This is a genomic window from Bacillus cytotoxicus NVH 391-98, assembly GCF_000017425.1.
In the GTDB taxonomy this organism is placed as follows: domain Bacteria; phylum Bacillota; class Bacilli; order Bacillales; family Bacillaceae_G; genus Bacillus_A; species Bacillus_A cytotoxicus.
The window spans coordinates 3,903,040-3,921,317 of the sequence record NC_009674.1; the positions used below are offsets into that span (position 1 = coordinate 3,903,040).

Below are 18,278 nucleotides of genomic sequence, written 5' to 3' on the forward strand. Positions count from 1 at the left end.
GGATTTCTTACAGAAAGGTATTTATCATATCGAATAATAGAAACTTTTAAACATCATCATTCTTTTCCGCAATCCTCTTAGAAAAATATTTCATATCCTATTTTCAAGACTCTTGCTCTTTCTCATTTTCTTACATAATAACAAGATTATAGCGGAAAAAGAAGATACAATCCAAATCCAACTAGAATGATCCCCCCAAAAACTTCTCCATATGTACCAAGCATATGCTTTGCATGTCTTCCTAATAATAAGCCAGCCCACGCTAAAATCATGCTGATGAAGCCAAAAAGCAATATCGTCCAAATCATCTGTGCCCCATAAATCCCGAGGCTTAACCCGACTGAAAAGCTATCAATACTTACACTAAATGCGAATATAAGCAAACTAATCCCGGCAGGAGCCGCCCTTGTATCTTCATTTTCTAAAAGTGAAGAGTACACAATATAAAAACCTAACCCAATTAACAAAATAGCCCCAGCGAGTGTAGCAATTTGACCAAATTTTTCTGATAACAGTCGTCCAAGAACCATCCCTAAAAAGGGCATCAGAATATGAAATATACCGATTGTTACCCCAATATAAAAAATTTGTCGGACTTTAAGCGTGACCATCCCCATGCCGAGGCTTACAGAAAATGCATCCATTCCTAAGGCAAAAGCCATAATGATTAAAGGTATGAATTGTTCAATCATCGTTCTCGTCCCTCCTCGGACTTGCTACTTCACCATATGCTCATCCGAGGAAAAATAGAATCTATGAAAGTTTCTCATCTATCAATTCATACCTTAACATGTAAGTACTGACTATACTTTTATGCTTGTACACATATGAAAAAGGCGAGTGATACACTCGCCTATTCTTCAACAATAATATGGTGCCCTGCCGCTTTTATTAAACGATTCATAATTGCATTTCCAATTCCTTCATTTGGAAACGATTCACTAAAAATGCAATCTACCTTGCTTGTATCAAACGTTCTGAGCACATCATATAATTTTGTTGCAACACTTGCTAAATCCCTTCTTAATCCACAAGATAATACAACATCCGCCTGATATACGTGCTGATATTCTTCTGTTGTTAATACACCAACCGTATATCCCTCTCGTTTCTTTTTCTCCACAAGTTGTTGAATAAAGTCACGCGACCCTTCCACAATACTAAGTGGTGCCTTCGGGGCATAATGCGTATATTTCATCCCTGGCGCTTTCGGTTTTTCCTTTTCATCTTTCAGCGCTGGATCAAAAGAAACCGGACCAATTACTTCTTCTAACTGCTCTTTCGTAATCCCGCCTGGACGTAAAATGGTTGGCACCTTACTTGTGCAGTCAATGACTGTCGATTCAACTCCAACACCAGTTGCTCCACCATCAACAATCCCCGCAATTTTTCCATTCAAATCTTCATATACGTGAGAAGCTAAAGTCGGACTTGGGCGTCCAGAACGATTAGCACTTGGTGCTGCAACTGGAACGTTTGCTGCTTCAATAAGCGCCAGTGCTACTTCATGGTCAGGCATCCTAACACCAACTGTATCTAGCCCTGCTGTAACCTTCTCTGAAATACCGTCCTTTTTCGGTAAAATAATTGTCAGTGGCCCTGGCCAAAAGTGCTTCATTAACACTTCGGCAACAGGTGGAACCTCCCTAACAATATCAGTTAATTGTGACTTCGAGCCAATATGAACAATAAGAGGATTATCACTTGGTCTGCCCTTTGCTTCAAATATTTTTACAATGGCTTCATCATTCATTGCGTTTGCTCCAAGTCCGTATACTGTTTCTGTCGGAAACGCAACTGCCTCATTTTCTCGTAATAATTTTGCTGCTTCTTGTAATTGTGGATAATCTTTTTTTATTTCCACAGAATTATCCACAACCCACATATTTGTATGCATTTTTTTCCACGTCCTTTTCTCCCATGAAATACATATGTATTTTTAGTTTACTATGACAGTTATCCAAAAAACAAACCGTATTTATCCACAAAATGTGGATAAATTAAATTAATCCGTGGATAACTTTGTTAATAGCTGACAATTTAGTATTATTACATTCTGCTGTTTTATGTTTTCACAAAAATGTTCTAGCTGTTGAATCTCTATAGGAACCTCTTCTTTTTCCACAGGTCTAAAATGAAAAAACTGAAAGATTGTTATAGATTGTAGATGATTTGTGAGTAAATATAGTTGTTCTATCTTTTTTTCTTTCATATACCGCAAAAACATTTCAAAAAAATATAAGAAAGTTTTCTTATCCACAACTGGTGTGAATAAACATGAACGAACGAGTGCATTTTGTCCTTCCCGTTCATATCCAATAACAGCTTGTATCATTCCTTTATCTTCTAAAATCATAAATTGTTCGTACAGCCCATTTATTTTATCATCTTTTTTATTAGCTTGTCCGAAAAAAGAATGCAATCTTTCAATATCATTCTTCGTTGCAAAAAAAATCTTTTTCATAATAAATCCCTCCTCATTTTTATATATGAAGAGGGATTTAGGAATAGTACTTATTTAGAAAATAAAGATGAAACAGCCTCAACAATAAATAATTTCACTTCAGGTTCTTCTTCAGACTCTACTACTTCCACCTTTTGATCTTGTTTTTTATCCGCAGACTCTTTTGTTTTTTCCACAGTTTCCACAGTTTCCACCGTTTCTAATGTATCGCTTTTTTCTTGATCCTTTGTTTCTTTCAGATTATCTTGTGCTTTTTTCGTCACTACCTGTTTTACTCCTTCTTTTACTCGCTCTTGCTGATTATTCCCTTTTCGCTGCACTTTATCTTTGTTTACCTCTTTGGTAGGCTCTTCTTCTTTTTCAAGCTGCGGTGTTACTTCCTCTGCTTGATTCAGCGATTCAGCCTTTACAACTTTCTCTTCTTTCTCGACAGCTGTACCGCTCGAAAAATCCATAAAGCACATTGGCGGGAATAATACACACCACCAGTTTGCTCCCTCTCCCTTTCCAATCGTAATTAATACCGCTTCATATTCTCCTGCTGGATAAATAAAGTTACCATAAACCTTTGTAGGAAATTTTATATTCTTTCCAAATGTAACTTGAAATGATTCCTTACTCCCTTCTTCTTGTAACGTATAAGCAACTGTTTTTTCGATTTCTGGGATATGACTTTGAATGACTTGACGCGCTTCCTCAAAGGTTTTTAAATCTGCTACCCAACCATCAATTTGCGCTTTTACTTCATCGCGTACTTTTCGCTTTAATGCTTGATCTTTATCTGAATCACTATTTGCTAAAATCCGAAGACGAACTGCTTCTTTCGGAATCACCGCTGGTCCTTTCGCATCAGCTTTCATATATCCAAACTGCACAAGTAACTGTGCACCAATTAATAGTAAAAGAAAATAAGCAATCACTTGTTTTTTCATTTCCTCCACCGTCCCTTCTAGAAACAGTGTGGACAGACTTTCATCTGTCTAAACTATTAAATTCAAAATCTATGTAAATTTTTTATACAAAAATAGAGCAAGGCTTATGCCTTACTCCATTTCCGCAAAGACCATGCGATCTTTTCCATTAATATCGAAAACCACTTCTACATGAGCATGTGGGAAAGTATCTTCTAATAGCCCTTTTACATCTTCTCCTTGCCCTACACCAACTTCAAAAGCAACAAGCGCTTTTTTCTGTAATACACGAGGCAACTCTTCCATAAAACGGCGATAAAAATCAAGACCATCTGCTCCACCAACAAGCGCTCGCTTCGGCTCATGTTCTTTCACAACAGAAGATAATCCTTTCCAATCTTCCTCCGGTATATACGGAGGATTAGAAACAACAACGTCTAATTTTTTCCCTGTTTCATAAAATGGTGATAATAAATCTCCGTGATAAAATGTCACATTTGCTCCCAATGATGTTGCATTTTGTTTGGCAACTTCAATGGACTCTTGAGCAATATCTACCGTATATACATGAAGATTTTGATTCTCTAATGCAAGTGTAATGGAAATAGCTCCACTTCCTGTTCCAATGTCAGCTACATGAAGCTCTTGATTACCAAAATTACGCTGAATTCTCTCCAGTACACCAACTATAAGTTCTTCTGTTTCTGGGCGCGGTATTAGCACTTCCTCATTTACAAAAAAGGATCGACCATAAAACATCTCATATCCCATTAAATATTGAACAGGCATTCCATCAATATGTTTATGAATCAACTCTTTAAAACGCTTTTCTTGTTCGTTAGATATCTCTTCACGCATATTCATCATTAAACCCGTTCGATTTGTGTTTAATACATGACAAAGGACGATTTCTCCCGCATTTTCATCTCGCCCGTTCTCTTGTAAAAAAGAAGAAGCCCATTTCAGGGCTTCATAGACACGCATTACTCAGCGGCCTCCATCTTCTTCGCCTGATCTTCCATTACTAGCGCGTTGATGAAATCATCTAACTTACCTTGTAAAATTTGATCTAGCTTTTGAATCGTTAAGCCGATTCGATGGTCTGTAACACGGTTTTGCGGGAAGTTATACGTACGAATACGCTCAGAACGATCCCCCGTACCAACAGCTTGTTTACGGTTTTGATCATACTCAGCTTGCGCTTCTTGCCTAAATTTATCATAAATACGCGCACGTAATACTTTCATTGCCTTTTCTTTGTTCTTAATTTGTGACTTTTCATCCTGACAAGATACAACTACACCAGTTGGTAAGTGAGTTAAGCGTACCGCTGACATTGTTGTATTAACACTTTGTCCACCAGGACCACTAGAAGCAAATGTATCCACACGAATATCCTTTTCATGAATATCGATTTCTACTTCTTCCGCTTCTGGTAATACAGCTACTGTTGCTGTAGATGTGTGAATGCGTCCACCAGATTCCGTTTCTGGAACACGTTGTACACGATGCGCACCGTTTTCGAATTTCAACTTCGCATATGCGCCTTTACCGTTAATCATAAAGATAATCTCTTTATATCCACCTAATTCTGTGTAACTTGCTTCGATAATGTCTGTTTTCCATCCTTGCATCTCAGCATAACGACTATACATACGATATAAATCGCCAGCAAATAAAGCTGCCTCATCACCACCAGCTGCACCGCGAATTTCAACAATAACGTTCTTATCATCATTCGGATCTTTTGGTACAAGTAAAATTTTCAAACGATCTGATAATTCCTTCTCCTGTACCTCTAAATCTGAAACTTCTTCCTTTACCATTTCACGCATCTCAGCATCTAATTTATCTTCTAACATCGCTTTCGCATCTTGCAATTGCTCACGAACATCTTTATACTCACGATACACCTCTACCGTTTCTTGAATATCAGATTGTTCCTTTGAATACTCACGAAGCTTATTAGAATCATTAATAACCGCTGGGTCACTTAATAACTCATTTAACTTCTCATAACGATCCTCTACAGCTTGCAAACGATCTAACACATCATTCACCTCAACATCCTAGTATCTAATATCAATAGTATATGGCACAAAATAAAAAAAACGCAAATTATATTTAAAAGCGAAGGCAGCTCGCTCAGAATGGGAGGAGGATGGAGCTTCTGACAATGAGGCGTTCTTTGCCTCGCCGGGAAGAAGCGAAGCCTCCGACCATTCTTGCCGCCGGAGAGCTAGATATCCCCTAAACGACCGACTGTTCTTGCTACCAATTTCCGAAAAAAACCCGCCTTATGTAGCGAGTTTCATTTATCTTTGCTTTGTAGGCACCGCATGACAATGACGGCAACGCGGTTCATACGATTCTGAAGCACCCACTAAAATAATTGGGTCATCAAACGCAGCTGGTTCATCATTAATTAAGCGTTGTGTACGACTAGCTGGAGAACCACATACGGAACAAACCGCTTGTAATTTTGTTACATATTCAGCAATCGCCATTAGCTGAGGAACTTGTCCAAATGGTAGACCACGGAAATCTTGGTCTAAACCGGCCACAATCACGCGATAGCCTCGATTTGCCAAAATTTGCACCACTTCCACAATGTCCTCATCAAAAAATTGCACCTCGTCGATTGCAATCACATTCATATCTTCTGTCACATATTTAAATATATCTTTCGAAGCTGATACAGGAACTGCTTTCACCTTCATGCCATTATGTGAAACAACATCTTCTTCACTATAACGATTATCAATACAAGGTTTAAAAACAATCGCATTCTGCTTCGCAAATTGCGTACGACGTACACGGCGGATGAGCTCTTCTGATTTTCCAGAAAACATACTCCCGCAAATCACTTCAATCCAACCATTTTGATTTATTAAGTACATGGAGCTCTCCTTTCAGCTACTTTTCCTATGTAAAGTAGGGTAAAGGTTATATTTTCGCAAAAAAAACAGACAAGCGAATAGATACACTTGCCTGTTTTATGTTTTTTATTACTTAAGACCGTATTTCTTATTGAAGCGGTCAACACGTCCGTCTGCAGTAGCAAACTTCTGACGTCCAGTGTAGAATGGGTGAGAATCAGAACTGATCTCAACTTTAATTAATGGATAAGTGTTTCCATCTTCCCATTCGATTGTTTCGCTAGAACCTTTAGTAGATCCGCTTAAGAATTTGAAGCCTGTGTTTGTATCCATAAATACAACTTTCTTGTAATCTGGATGGATTCCTGCTTTCATTCTTTTCATCTCCTTCCGCCCTGAATCATTTTCGAAACAGAGTTTTTCATCTCTAGCTGCATTCACAACTATATTGATGAAGCACATATGATGAAATTATAACAAGGCTCACACCATTTTGCAACTACCTGTTTTTAGCATTATAAAAAATAAAAGCGCAGGCGGCTCGTTCAGAATGGGAGGGGGATGGAGCTTCTGACAATGAGGCGATTTCTGCCTCGCCAGGAAGAAGCGAAGCCTCCGACCATTCTTGCCGCCGGAGCTGGATACCACCTAAAAGCGAAGGCGGCTCGCTTAGAACAGAAGGGCGTTGGAACCCCCTGACAAAGAGGCGCTCTTTGCCTCGTCGGAAGGGGTGAAACGACCGACTGTTCTTGCCACCGGAGCTGGATACCACCTAAAAGCGAAGGCGGCTCGCTTAGAACAGAAGGGCGTTTGGAACTCTCGACTGAGAAACTGTTACATACCCACAATACATAAAAAAACTCGCTTACTATAATATAAGCGAGTCCCAACCTTTTTATCCCTTTACTTCGTTGTTACATATCTTTTGGAGTCTGCAACAATATTTTGTAAAAATTCCTCATTTGTTTTCGTTTGGCGAAGTTTACGTAAGAAACTTTCAACAAAGTCTGGTGTATCACGCATTGTTTTACGAATACCCCATAGCTTGTCTAAATGTTCCTTTGGAATTAATAAATCTTCTTTACGTGTACCAGAGCGGCGAATATCAATCGCTGGGAAAATACGACGCTCAGCTAACGAACGATCTAAATGAAGTTCCATATTTCCTGTTCCTTTAAACTCCTCATAAATTACATCATCCATACGAGAACCTGTATCCACAAGCGCTGTTGCTAAAATTGTTAAACTACCGCCCTCTTCGATATTACGGGCCGCCCCGAAAAATCGTTTCGGTCTATGGAATGCAGCTGGATCAATACCACCTGATAATGTACGTCCACTTGGCGGAATAACAAGATTATAAGCACGCGCTAAACGAGTAATACTGTCCATTAAAATAACAACGTCTTTTTTATGCTCTACAAGACGCATTGCACGTTCTAGTACAAGTTCGGCAACTTTAATATGATTCTCAGGTACCTCATCGAATGTAGAACTTACAACATCACCTTTGACAGATCGTTCAATATCCGTTACTTCCTCCGGACGCTCATCAATTAAAAGCACAATTAATTCTGCCTCTGGATGATTCGTTGTGATACTGTGAGCAATTTCCTTTAATAAGATTGTTTTACCAGCTTTTGGAGGCGCAACAATTAAACCACGTTGTCCAAACCCAACTGGTGCAATTAAATCCATAATGCGCGTAGATAATTTCTTTGGTTCCGTCTCCAATTTCATCTGTCGATTTGGATATAAAGGTGTTAATGCAGGAAAATGTACACGTTCTTTTGCAGATTCTGGATCATCACCATTTACTGCTTCAACCTGTAGTAATCCAAAGTAGCGTTCATTTTCTTTCGGTGGTCGTACTTTACCAGAAACTTTATCCCCGTTGCGCAAATCAAAACGGCGAATTTGCGAAGCTGAAATATAAATATCTTCTGAGCTTGGAGAGTAGTTAATTGGGCGTAAAAATCCAAATCCCTCGGATTGAATAATCTCTAGTACACCTTCCATGAAAAAGAAGCCTTCTTTTTCTGCACGAGCTTTTAATATAGCAAAAATTAACTCTTTCTTTGTTAATTTACTGTAATACGAAATTTTATATTCTTTCGCATGCTCGTATAATTCTTTTAATTTCATGTTTTCTAATGCTGCAATTGACAAATTCATTCAGACACCACACTTTAATATTATTCTCTTTTTATATGGGTAAAGGGAAAATACGGAAGGTAAATACATAAAAATGAAAGGCAAATAAGTTCAAGTAAGATAATATTCACTATTGTAACCCTTTTGCCTAGTTTTAATCAATACGTTGTCACACAAATACAACAAGCGAAGACAAAAAATTTTGTCTCCGCTTGTGAAATGTAACTTCCAGTTCCTCTATCTAACTCATTTTAGAAGAGTATCGCGTTACTTCTTCCATTCTAAACAAGCTACTTATGCTTTTTATTTAATCTAGCTTCAGCAGCTAGAATCTCCAGTCATTTCGCTTCTTCCTACGAGGCAAAGTGCGCCTCTCCGTCTGAAGCTCCATCCCCCTTCCATTCTGAACGAGCTGCTTACGCTTTTTTATTTGATAACTAGGTTTGGTTTTTTGTTTAGACTGTGGCGCCCGTCAACGAAGCGAACGGTTCCAGATTTCGCACGCATAACGAGGGATTGTGTTGTGCCGACGCTACCTTTGAATTGAACCCCGCGCAATAATTCTCCATCTGTTACACCTGTTGCTGCAAAGATTGCATCATCACCTTTAACCAAATCTTCCATGCGAAGAACACGGTTTATATCTCCAATGCCCATTTTTTTACAGCGAGCTAATTCAGTTTCATTTTGCGGAAGTAATTTCCCTTGAATCTCGCCACCTAGACATTTTAATGCAACTGCCGCAAGTACTCCCTCAGGCGCACCGCCAGAACCGAATAAAATATCTACACCTGTACGATCAAATGCAGTATTAATCGCTCCAGCAACATCACCATCATTAATCAATTTAATACGAGCACCTGCTTTACGAATTTCTTCAATAATCTCTTGATGACGTGGTCTGTTAAGCACTGTTGCTACCACATCTTCAATATCTTTATTTTTTGCCTTTGCTACGGCATGTAAATTATCAATAATAGGAGCATTAATATCAACTGCACCAACCGCTTCAGGTCCAACTGCAATTTTATCCATGTACATGTCAGGGGCATGTAACAGGTTACCGTGATCGGCTATCGCAATAACAGCAAGAGCATTCCATCCTCCAGCTGCTACAATGTTTGTCCCTTCTAATGGGTCAACTGCAACATCAACACGAGGACCATATCCGGTTCCTAATTTTTCTCCAATGTACAGCATTGGTGCTTCATCCATTTCCCCTTCACCAATTACAACTGTACCTTTCATTGGAATTGTATCGAATACATCACGCATTGCAGATGTTGCTGCTCCATCTGCCTCATCTTTCTTCCCACGTCCCATCCAACGTGCTGATGATAATGCTGCAGCCTCTGTTACACGCACTAACTCCATAGATAAACTTCTTTCCACAATAATCCCTCTCCTTTGAGTCTTAATAGTCATGCCGTATTTTGTAAATTCTCTTTTTCTATCAAGTACCGTTTCTGTTACTCGTAACCCTTCGTTCTTCATTAACAAAAGTACTACATATTACCTTTTTCGTCATATAATGACAATACATGTTATGCATTCTTCATTTCTTCAATTTCTTGCTGCGTCATTTGTTCTCGCCAAATGTTCGCACCAAGCCCCTTAAGCTTGTCTACTATATTTTCATAACCCCGGTCTATATGTTCAAGTCCTGTTACTTCTGTAATTCCATCTGCCATTAAACCAGCAATAATAAGTGCTGCTCCTGCCCGTAAGTCACTTGCTTTCACTTTTGCACCTTGCAGTGATACAGGTCCTGTTACAATCGCAGAACGACCTTCTACCTTAATTTTCGCATTCATTCGGCGCAGCTCATCAATATGTTTAAAGCGTGCTCCGTAAATTGTATCTGTTACAACACCTGTACCATATGCTTTCGTTAAAAGCGTTGTAAAAGGTTGTTGCAAATCTGTTGGAAACCCTGGATATACTAATGTCTTTATATCCACTGTTTTTAATTTGCGATTTCCATTTACTTTAATTTGATCATCATGCGTTTCAACTTGTACACCAGCTTCCCTCAGCTTTGCCGTAACAGATTCTAAATGCTGCGGAATCACATTATCAACCGTTACTTCGCCACCAGAAGCAGCACCTAAAATCATATATGTCCCAGCTTCAATGCGATCAGGAATAATCGTATGGTGACATCCATGCAGAGACTCTACGCCATCGATACGAATGACATCTGTACCAGCGCCTTTAATTCGAGCGCCCATACTTGTCAATAAAGTAGCTACATCAATAATTTCCGGTTCTTTTGCTGCATTTTCAATTATCGTTCTACCTTTTGCCCTTACAGCTGCTAGCATAATATTAATGGTTGCTCCGACGCTTACTACATCTAAATAAATTCGCGCCCCACACAGCTCATCCGCTCTTAAATAGATAGCACCTTGTTCATTTGTTACGTGTGCACCTAACGCTTCAAACCCTTTAATGTGCTGATCAATTGGTCTTGGCCCTAAGTGACATCCACCAGGAAGCCCAATTACAGCTTTTTTGAAACGGCCAAGCATAGCGCCCATCAAATAGTATGAAGCACGCAATTTTTTTACTTTTCCATTTGGCAAAGGCATGGCAACCATTTGGGAAGGATCAACAATCATCTCTTCCTCTTGCCCATACGTTACAGTTCCTCCAATTTCCTCTAATAAGTCCCCTAACATTTTTACATCTGAGATATTAGGCACACCACCAATGGTTACTGGAGTATCAGCCAAAATTGTCGCTGGAATTAGAGCGACAGCACTGTTCTTTGCACCGCTCACGCGAATTGATCCATTTAAAGGTCTTCCACCTTCAATCAGCAACTTTTCCATGTTGAGCTCCCTTCCTGTGAATGTATTTACTTTCCTTAAGAATCCCCCACTTGGTCAACAAACTATGTAAAACATTTTATTTTAGTCTGAACTTAACAAGCAGTAAGACCTCACCTAAAAATTGTTATATCTTTCGTGAATAGATGAAGACTCACTGCCTGTCAAGATTGATTCGTTCATCATCTTACATACGTTATTACATTTCTTAATAGGACTGCGTTTTGTTCAATTTCTATATAGGGCGTACAAAGAAATTTAGAAATTTAATTAATCTTAAGACTTGTTCACGCTTTCATTATACAACGAAAGGAAACCGTCTAAAAGAGTAGACGGTTTCCAAAACGGAATTTTATTCTTACGCTTTACCGTTAGAACCGAATTCACGAATTTTACCAATAACAGTTGCTTTGATAGCTTCGCGGCCAGGTCCGATAAATTTACGAGGATCGTAAACTTCTTGGTCTTTGTTTAATACTTCACGAACAGCTTTTGTAAACGCGATTTGGTTTTCAGTGTTTACATTGATTTTTGAAGTACCTAAAGAAATAGCTTTTTTGATATCAGCAGTTGGGATACCAGTACCACCGTGAAGTACTAAAGGTACACCAGTTAGGTCACGAACTTGTTCCATTTCTTTAAATCCTAAGTTAGGCTCACCTTTGTAAGGACCGTGTACAGAACCTAAAGCTGGAGCTAGGCAATCGATACCTGTTGCTTCAACAAGGTGTTTACATTCTTCAGGATCAGCATAGATAATGCCATCAGCGATTACGTCGTCTTCTTGCCCACCAACTGTTCCAAGTTCAGCTTCTACAGATACGTTACGAGCATGTGCGTATTCTACTACTTTTTTAGTAGTTTCAACGTTTTCTTCAAATGGGTGGTGAGAAGCGTCAATCATTACAGATGTGAAACCTGCATCAATTGCTTCTTTACATTTTTCAAAGCTTGAACCATGATCAAGATGGATCGCTACAGGAACAGTGATGTTCATTTCTTCGATTAAAGCTTTAACCATAGCTACAACTGTTTTGAAACCAGTCATATGACGAGCTGCACCTTCAGATACACCTAGGATTACAGGAGATTTTTCTTCTTCTGCAGCTGCTAAAATAGCTTGAGTCCATTCTAAGTTGTTAATATTGAATTGACCAACTGCGTATTTTCCTTCTAGTGCTTTGTTTAGCATTTCTTTCATGGAAACTAAAGGCATGGTGAATCCTCCTAAAAAACGTTTTTTGTATCCGATAAGTTCTTATCGCTGGTAGTATGACCAGAATAAGGAAGATTATGTATATCAACATACCGGACTTTTTTCTACACTCAATAGGATAACAACTTGTACTCAAAAACTCAACTGTATTCACCTGCTCACCAACCCATGTAAACGCTTTTTTCCATTTTTTTTATAAAAAATTCATTTTTTATGATTCTACAGCGATTTCATTTCTCACAGCTTGACGAATTTCATCGATATCAAATGGTTTTGCAAAATGCATTAAAGCACCTAGATCTTTCGCTTCTTGAATCATATCTAGCTCTCCATAAGCCGTCATTAAAATCACTTTAATATCTGCATTGATTTCTTTAACATGCTTTAAAATCTCTATACCATCCATCCCTGGGATTTTCATATCTAATATTACTAAATCCGGATTATCTTTTTTTACAATATCTAAAGCTTGAAATCCATTTGCAGCTTGGAACGTTTGATAACCTTCTTTTTGAAACACTTCGTGCAATAACACGCGAATGCCATATTGATCATCAACGATTAAAATTTTCCCTTCCATAATCCCCAACCTTTCTATGTAAGTACAAGATTTGAAGCTTCTTAATATCTTATTCGATTTACTTTCTTTATTTTTTATCAAATTCCTTCCTGTTCTTTCTTATTTTACCGCTTCCCATTTTGATATGCTACCCTTATCACTTCTCCTTTCTTTTAAAAATAAGATATAATGAAAGCCGCCTCAACATATTTGAAAGGAGCCTTACAATGTTAAAGATTTTTTCCACCCAACTTAGCGGTTACTTTACAAGAATTTCTCAAAAAGAAGAGATGAATATAGAAGATAGTGCGCGCTTACTTGCACAAGCATTAGTCGGCGATGGTATCATTTATTTGCATGGTAAAAACGAAATGGAAGGTGTTGTAGCCGAAGCTTTATATGGTGCAGAGCCACTTCCAAGAGCGAAGCACCTCATAGAACATGGAAAGCAAGCAGAAGTCACTTCCGCAGATCGTGTACTCCTCATCAGTCGTTTCTCAACAGATGAAGAAGTTGTTTCCATCGCCAAGAAATTGCAAGAAGAGGGCCACTCTATCGTTGGCATTTCAGCGATTCAAGAAGGCGCTGAATCCCTAGAACACTTTACAGATGTACATATTGATACAAGGTTATTAAAAGGCTTAATTCCAAATGATGAAGGTAACCGTTATGGGTTCCCAAGTTTAATCTTATCCTTATTTGCATATCATGGTTTAAAATTTACAATTGATGAGATGATTGAAGAATATACATGATACATGTCGGCTAACTGACAAACCAATACGAAGAATCGAAAAAGAGCTCGTCCAAAAGTATACATTTGGAACGAGCCCTTTTTTCTTACTTGCTTTCTTTATTTGTAATAGAAGCTTGTACGAAATCACGGAACAATGGTTGTGGACGATTTGGACGAGATACAAGTTCTGGGTGGAACTGTGCAGCCACAAACCATGGATGATCTTGTAATTCAACGATTTCTACTAGACGGCCATCTGGACTTGTACCAGAGAAGATAAATCCAGCGTTTTCCATCTCTTGACGGAATTGATTATTGAATTCATAACGATGACGGTGACGTTCATATACAACTGGCTCGTTATAAGCTCTGTAAGCATTTGTTTCTGGAGTCAGCTTACATGGATATAAACCAAGACGAAGTGTACCACCTAAGTCTTCTACATCTTTTTGTTCTGGTAATAAGTCGATAATTGCGTAAGGCGTGTCAGGATTGATTTCAGAAGAATTCGCTCCTTCTAATCCTAATACGTTACGTGCAAATTCGATTGATGCAAGTTGCATACCTAAGCAAATTCCTAAGAATGGAACTTTATTTTCACGTGCATATTGGATTGCAACGATTTTTCCTTCTACACCGCGGTCACCAAAGCCACCAGGTACAAGGATTCCATCTGTGTCGCCAACTAATTCTTTTACATTTTCTGCTGTTACATGCTCAGCATTTACCCATTTTACTTCTACATCTGTATCAAATGTGTATCCTGCATGGCGAAGTGCTTCTACAACAGAAATGTATGCATCTTGAAGCTCTACATATTTACCAACAAGAGCAATTCTTGTTTTCTTAGACAGGTTACGTACTTTATCAACTAATGCTTTCCACTCTGTCATATCTGCTGGAGCGTTGTCTAGTTTTAAATGATCGCAAACGATTTGGTCCATATTTTGCTCTTGAAGAGATAATGGAACTGCATATAATGTGTCTGCATCTGCAGCTTCAATAACTGCTTTTGGATCAATATCACAGAATAATGCAAGTTTATCTTTCATATCTTGAGAAACAGGCATTTCTGTACGAACAACGATAATATTTGGCTGAATACCTAAGCTACGAAGTTCTTTAACGCTATGTTGCGTTGGCTTTGTTTTCATTTCACCCGCTGCTTTTAAGTACGGAATTAATGTACAGTGAATATACATTACGTTATCGCGACCAATGTCGCTCTTAATTTGGCGAATTGCTTCTAGGAATGGTAGAGACTCGATATCACCAACAGTTCCACCAATTTCTGTAATAACAACATCCGCATTTGTTTCGCGACCAGCACGGAATACACGCTCTTTAATTTCGTTTGTAATATGAGGAATAACTTGTACTGTTCCTCCTAAATATTCACCACGACGCTCTTTTTGAAGAACCGAAGAATAAATTTTACCAGTTGTTACGTTGCTGTATTTATTTAAATTAATATCGATAAAACGCTCGTAGTGACCAAGGTCTAAGTCTGTTTCCGCACCATCATCTGTTACGAATACCTCACCATGTTGATATGGACTCATTGTCCCTGGGTCTACGTTAATGTATGGGTCAAATTTTTGGATGGTTACATTTAAACCACGATTTTTTAAAAGTCTTCCAAGAGATGCTGCTGTAATCCCTTTACCTAAAGACGATACTACACCGCCTGTTACAAAAATATACTTAGTCATGAAAGTACTCCCTTCTGCTTTCTTGTTATATAATCACCGTTGCAAAGCGCAACGTATGTAGATAACAATGTATCTATCTTATTGTTAGACTCTTTTTATTTTCTAAACAAAAAACAAAAAAGAAAATTGCTCCCCTCATTACAAAACGCAATAAGTAGGGAGCAATTTTCTTTTATATTTACACTTAAAAAGTATGATCGTCCTTTTTTAAAGAGCCCAAAAATGATTCTACATGGACGATAATGAAAAGTCAAGGACTACAGCTCTTCATCTTCCTCTTCAGTTTCATCATACTCAAGTTCGTCATCACCAAAATCATCGTCTTCATCTAAATCATCAAGATCATCGTCTTCATCAAGAACCTCGTCTAAATCATCGATGTCTTCCTCATCTTCTTCATCTAAATCGTTGAAGTCATCCTCGTCTTCAATGTAATCATCAAAGTCGTCATCTTCTTCAACTTTACGTTTCTTCTTAGCTTTAGGTTGAGGTAAGATTTCTTCATCAATTTGTTCATATGGATACCAAGTGCGAAGGCCCCAACGATTTTCTCCTAAATTGATGAAACGTCCATCGATATTTAAATCTGTATAAAATTGTGCAATTCGCGCATTCACTTGCTCTTGAGATAATCCAAGTACTTGAGCAACTTCTTGAACTAAATCCTGGAATGACGTTGCTTGTTTTTTGTCCTCTAACACACTATGTACAACTTCAATCATGGAAAATTCTTGTAGCTCTTCTGGAGAATATTGCTTAAAATCCACTTATGCGGCACTTCCTTTCTAAAAATATAATCCTATATATAACGGCCTATTTAAAAAAATCCATACTATTCATTATAAACAAAACTCCAGCAAATATGCTACAAAAAAAACGTGAAACTTTCACAAGTGCTGAACAAAATAATCACAACTAGAATCCATTTTCATCCAAGATTTTTTCATATGACCGATTTGTCTATTTCGGAAGCATATGCGCTCCGTGCAATACATATCTAATTTGCATTTCTGTATACTCTTCTAGTGTATACATTTTTTGCAGCGCCCAACGTCTAAATCCCCACATTTGCCCTTGAATAAAAATATTATGAGCAAGCAATTGAATTTCCTTTTTTGTTAATGTGAATGTTCCATTTTCTGTACAATGCTCTAAAATCTTTTCAAACATCCCCACCATTTGAAACTCTTTTTCTAATACATATGGCAAAGATTCCTTTGGTAAAAAGCGAACTTCTTGATACATAATCAATACTTCTTCTTGTAATTCATCCATCACTTTAAAATAATTTGTTATCGCTTTTCTTAAACTTTCGACGCTACCCTTCTCTGTGCAAACGACTTCTTCCAACCGTTCTTTTACATGTTCGTAAATACTATCACAAACTAAATATAAAACATCATCTTTTGTACGAATATATTCATACAATGTACCAATGCTAAATCCCGCCGCTTTCGCAATCTCTCTCGTCGTCGTACGCGGAAACCCTTTTTGCTTAAAGAGCTGTACAGCTCCTTTAATCATTTGTTCACGTCTTAGTGCAACTAATTTCTCATCTTTTACTGATGCCTGCACGTTATGCTTAACCATCCCCTTCACCCCTCTTTCATTTGCAGAAAAAGCACAGGAGACTCCCTACGCTTTTTCCTCTTATTTTGTTAACATACGAGAAATGACAAGCCTTTGAATCTCTTGCGTTCCTTCATAAATTTGTGTAATCTTTGCATCGCGCATAAAGCGCTCTACTGGATAATCCTTTGTATATCCGTAACCACCAAATATTTGAACTGCTTCCGTTGCTACTTTCATCGCTATATCTCCAGCAAATAACTTTGACATCGCGGATTCTTTTCCGTAAGGAAGCCCTTCAGATTCAAGCCAAGCCGCTTGATAAGTGAGTAACCTCGCTGCTTCTACATTCGTTGCCATATCCGCCAATTTAAAACTAATACCTTGCTGCGCAGCGATTGGTTTTCCAAACTGATGTCGCTCCCTCGCATATGCCACAGAAACATCTAAAGCAGCTTGGGCAATCCCTACTGCCTGCGCGGCAATGCCATTGCGACCGCCGTCTAGCGTCTGCATGGCAATTTTAAATCCTTGCCCTTCTTCGCCAAGTAAGTTTTCAACAGGAATGCGGCAATCTTCAAATATAATTTCTGTCGTTGGCGAAGAACGAATGCCAAGCTTACTTTCCTTCTTACCAATCAAGAATCCCGGCGCATCACTTTCTACAATAAAAGCGCTTGTGCCGCGCTGCTTCGCTTCTAGGTCAGTCAGCGCAAAAACAACGTAAATGTCCGCAATACCACCGTTTGTAATAAAAATCTTAGAACCATTTAAAATATAGTGATTTCCCTCGCGCCTTGCTGTCGTTTTCATCCCGCCTGCATCTGATCCTGAACCTGGCTCCGTTAAACCATATGCACCGATTTTCTTGCCTTCTGCCATCGGGCGTAAAAACTGTTGTTTTTGCGCTTCTGTGCCAAATGTAAAAATAGGCCATCCTGCCAAAGAAGTATGTGCAGATAACGTTACACCTGTCGAAGCGCAAGCACGCGATAATTCCTCTACTGCGATTACATATGCTAAGTAATCACTTCCAATTCCGCCATATTCTTCAGGCCACGGAATTCCTGTTAATCCAAGGGCTGCCATTTGATCAAATAAAGCGCGATCAAAACTTTCTTCTTCGTCTCGCTTTGCCGCTGTGGGAGCAACTTCATTCCTCGCAAAGTCGCGCACCATTTTTCGGATCATTTCATGTTCTGCAGATAGATTGAAATGCATAACCCTTTCCTCCCCATGCTCTTCTA

18 protein-coding genes are annotated in these 18,278 nt (G+C 38.6%); 1 reads left to right on the forward strand and 17 read right to left on the reverse strand.

The genetic code is table 11. The features are described 5' to 3' along the window. Positions 1-146 precede the first annotated feature (146 nt). From BCER98_RS19380 to spo0F, 13 genes are all read right to left on the reverse strand, one after another. Entirely contained in the window at positions 147-692 is a 546-nt protein-coding gene (locus BCER98_RS19380; RefSeq protein WP_012096290.1) for a manganese efflux pump MntP, read from the reverse strand. Between the two features lie 161 nt (positions 693-853). After that, a complete protein-coding gene (locus BCER98_RS19385) occupies positions 854-1,897 on the reverse strand; it encodes an L-threonylcarbamoyladenylate synthase (RefSeq protein WP_012096291.1) in 1,044 nt (347 codons plus the stop codon). Positions 1,898-2,005: 108 nt separating this feature from the next. After that, the gene (locus tag BCER98_RS19390; RefSeq protein WP_012096292.1) at positions 2,006-2,464 is read right to left on the reverse strand and encodes a GNAT family N-acetyltransferase; all 459 of its coding nucleotides are present in this window, start codon (positions 2,462-2,464) and stop codon (positions 2,006-2,008) included. 50 nt (positions 2,465-2,514) lie between these two features. After that, positions 2,515-3,405 (reverse strand): stage II sporulation protein R, encoded by an 891-nt coding sequence (spoIIR, locus tag BCER98_RS19395; protein WP_041810140.1) that lies wholly within the window; start codon positions 3,403-3,405, stop codon positions 2,515-2,517. Between the two features lie 102 nt (positions 3,406-3,507). Continuing rightward, positions 3,508-4,359: a peptide chain release factor N(5)-glutamine methyltransferase gene (gene prmC, locus BCER98_RS19400; RefSeq protein ID WP_012096294.1), complete on the reverse strand. Its 852-nt coding sequence runs from the start codon at positions 4,357-4,359 to the stop codon at positions 3,508-3,510. Next, a complete protein-coding gene (gene prfA, locus BCER98_RS19405; RefSeq protein ID WP_012096296.1) occupies positions 4,359-5,426 on the reverse strand; it encodes a peptide chain release factor 1 in 1,068 nt (355 codons plus the stop codon). Before prfA ends, prmC begins: the two co-directional genes overlap by 1 nt. 264 nt (positions 5,427-5,690) lie before the next feature. Further along, entirely contained in the window at positions 5,691-6,275 is a 585-nt protein-coding gene (locus tag BCER98_RS19410) for a thymidine kinase (protein WP_012096297.1), read from the reverse strand. A gap of 108 nt (positions 6,276-6,383) precedes the next feature. Next, positions 6,384-6,629, reverse strand: a complete 246-nt coding sequence (locus BCER98_RS19415) for a type B 50S ribosomal protein L31 (RefSeq protein WP_012096298.1) — start codon at positions 6,627-6,629, stop codon at positions 6,384-6,386. A 528-nt stretch (positions 6,630-7,157) separates the two neighbouring features. Then, positions 7,158-8,429 (reverse strand): transcription termination factor Rho, encoded by a 1,272-nt coding sequence (rho, locus tag BCER98_RS19420; protein ID WP_012096299.1) that lies wholly within the window; start codon positions 8,427-8,429, stop codon positions 7,158-7,160. Positions 8,430-8,834: 405 nt separating this feature from the next. Next, positions 8,835-9,800, reverse strand: a complete 966-nt coding sequence (gene glpX / locus BCER98_RS19425) for a class II fructose-bisphosphatase (RefSeq protein WP_012096300.1) — start codon at positions 9,798-9,800, stop codon at positions 8,835-8,837. 152 nt (positions 9,801-9,952) lie between these two features. Next, complete coding sequence (murA, locus tag BCER98_RS19430; protein WP_012096301.1) at positions 9,953-11,242, reverse strand: UDP-N-acetylglucosamine 1-carboxyvinyltransferase; 1,290 nt, start codon at positions 11,240-11,242, stop codon at positions 9,953-9,955. 355 nt (positions 11,243-11,597) lie between these two features. Continuing rightward, a complete protein-coding gene (locus BCER98_RS19435; protein WP_012096302.1) occupies positions 11,598-12,455 on the reverse strand; it encodes a class II fructose-bisphosphate aldolase in 858 nt (285 codons plus the stop codon). A gap of 211 nt (positions 12,456-12,666) precedes the next feature. Continuing rightward, positions 12,667-13,035: a sporulation initiation phosphotransferase Spo0F gene (gene spo0F, locus BCER98_RS19440; RefSeq protein ID WP_012096303.1), complete on the reverse strand. Its 369-nt coding sequence runs from the start codon at positions 13,033-13,035 to the stop codon at positions 12,667-12,669. Between the two features lie 206 nt (positions 13,036-13,241). Between spo0F and BCER98_RS19445 the strand changes: the two genes are divergently transcribed. Next, complete coding sequence (locus BCER98_RS19445; RefSeq protein ID WP_012096304.1) at positions 13,242-13,769, forward strand: DUF2529 domain-containing protein; 528 nt, start codon at positions 13,242-13,244, stop codon at positions 13,767-13,769. A gap of 85 nt (positions 13,770-13,854) precedes the next feature. On the opposite strand, the gene pyrG is transcribed toward BCER98_RS19445, so the two are convergent. From pyrG to BCER98_RS19465, 4 genes are all read right to left on the reverse strand, one after another. Then, positions 13,855-15,462, reverse strand: coding sequence for a CTP synthase (pyrG, locus tag BCER98_RS19450; RefSeq protein ID WP_012096305.1), 1,608 nt, complete (start codon positions 15,460-15,462; stop codon positions 13,855-13,857). A 257-nt stretch (positions 15,463-15,719) separates the two neighbouring features. Then, a complete protein-coding gene (rpoE, locus tag BCER98_RS19455; RefSeq protein ID WP_012096306.1) occupies positions 15,720-16,229 on the reverse strand; it encodes a DNA-directed RNA polymerase subunit delta in 510 nt (169 codons plus the stop codon). A gap of 193 nt (positions 16,230-16,422) precedes the next feature. After that, positions 16,423-17,052 (reverse strand): TetR/AcrR family transcriptional regulator, encoded by a 630-nt coding sequence (locus BCER98_RS19460; protein WP_012096307.1) that lies wholly within the window; start codon positions 17,050-17,052, stop codon positions 16,423-16,425. Positions 17,053-17,112: 60 nt separating this feature from the next. Next, the gene (locus BCER98_RS19465) at positions 17,113-18,252 is read right to left on the reverse strand and encodes an acyl-CoA dehydrogenase (protein WP_012096308.1); all 1,140 of its coding nucleotides are present in this window, start codon (positions 18,250-18,252) and stop codon (positions 17,113-17,115) included. Positions 18,253-18,278: the final 26 nt, after the last annotated feature.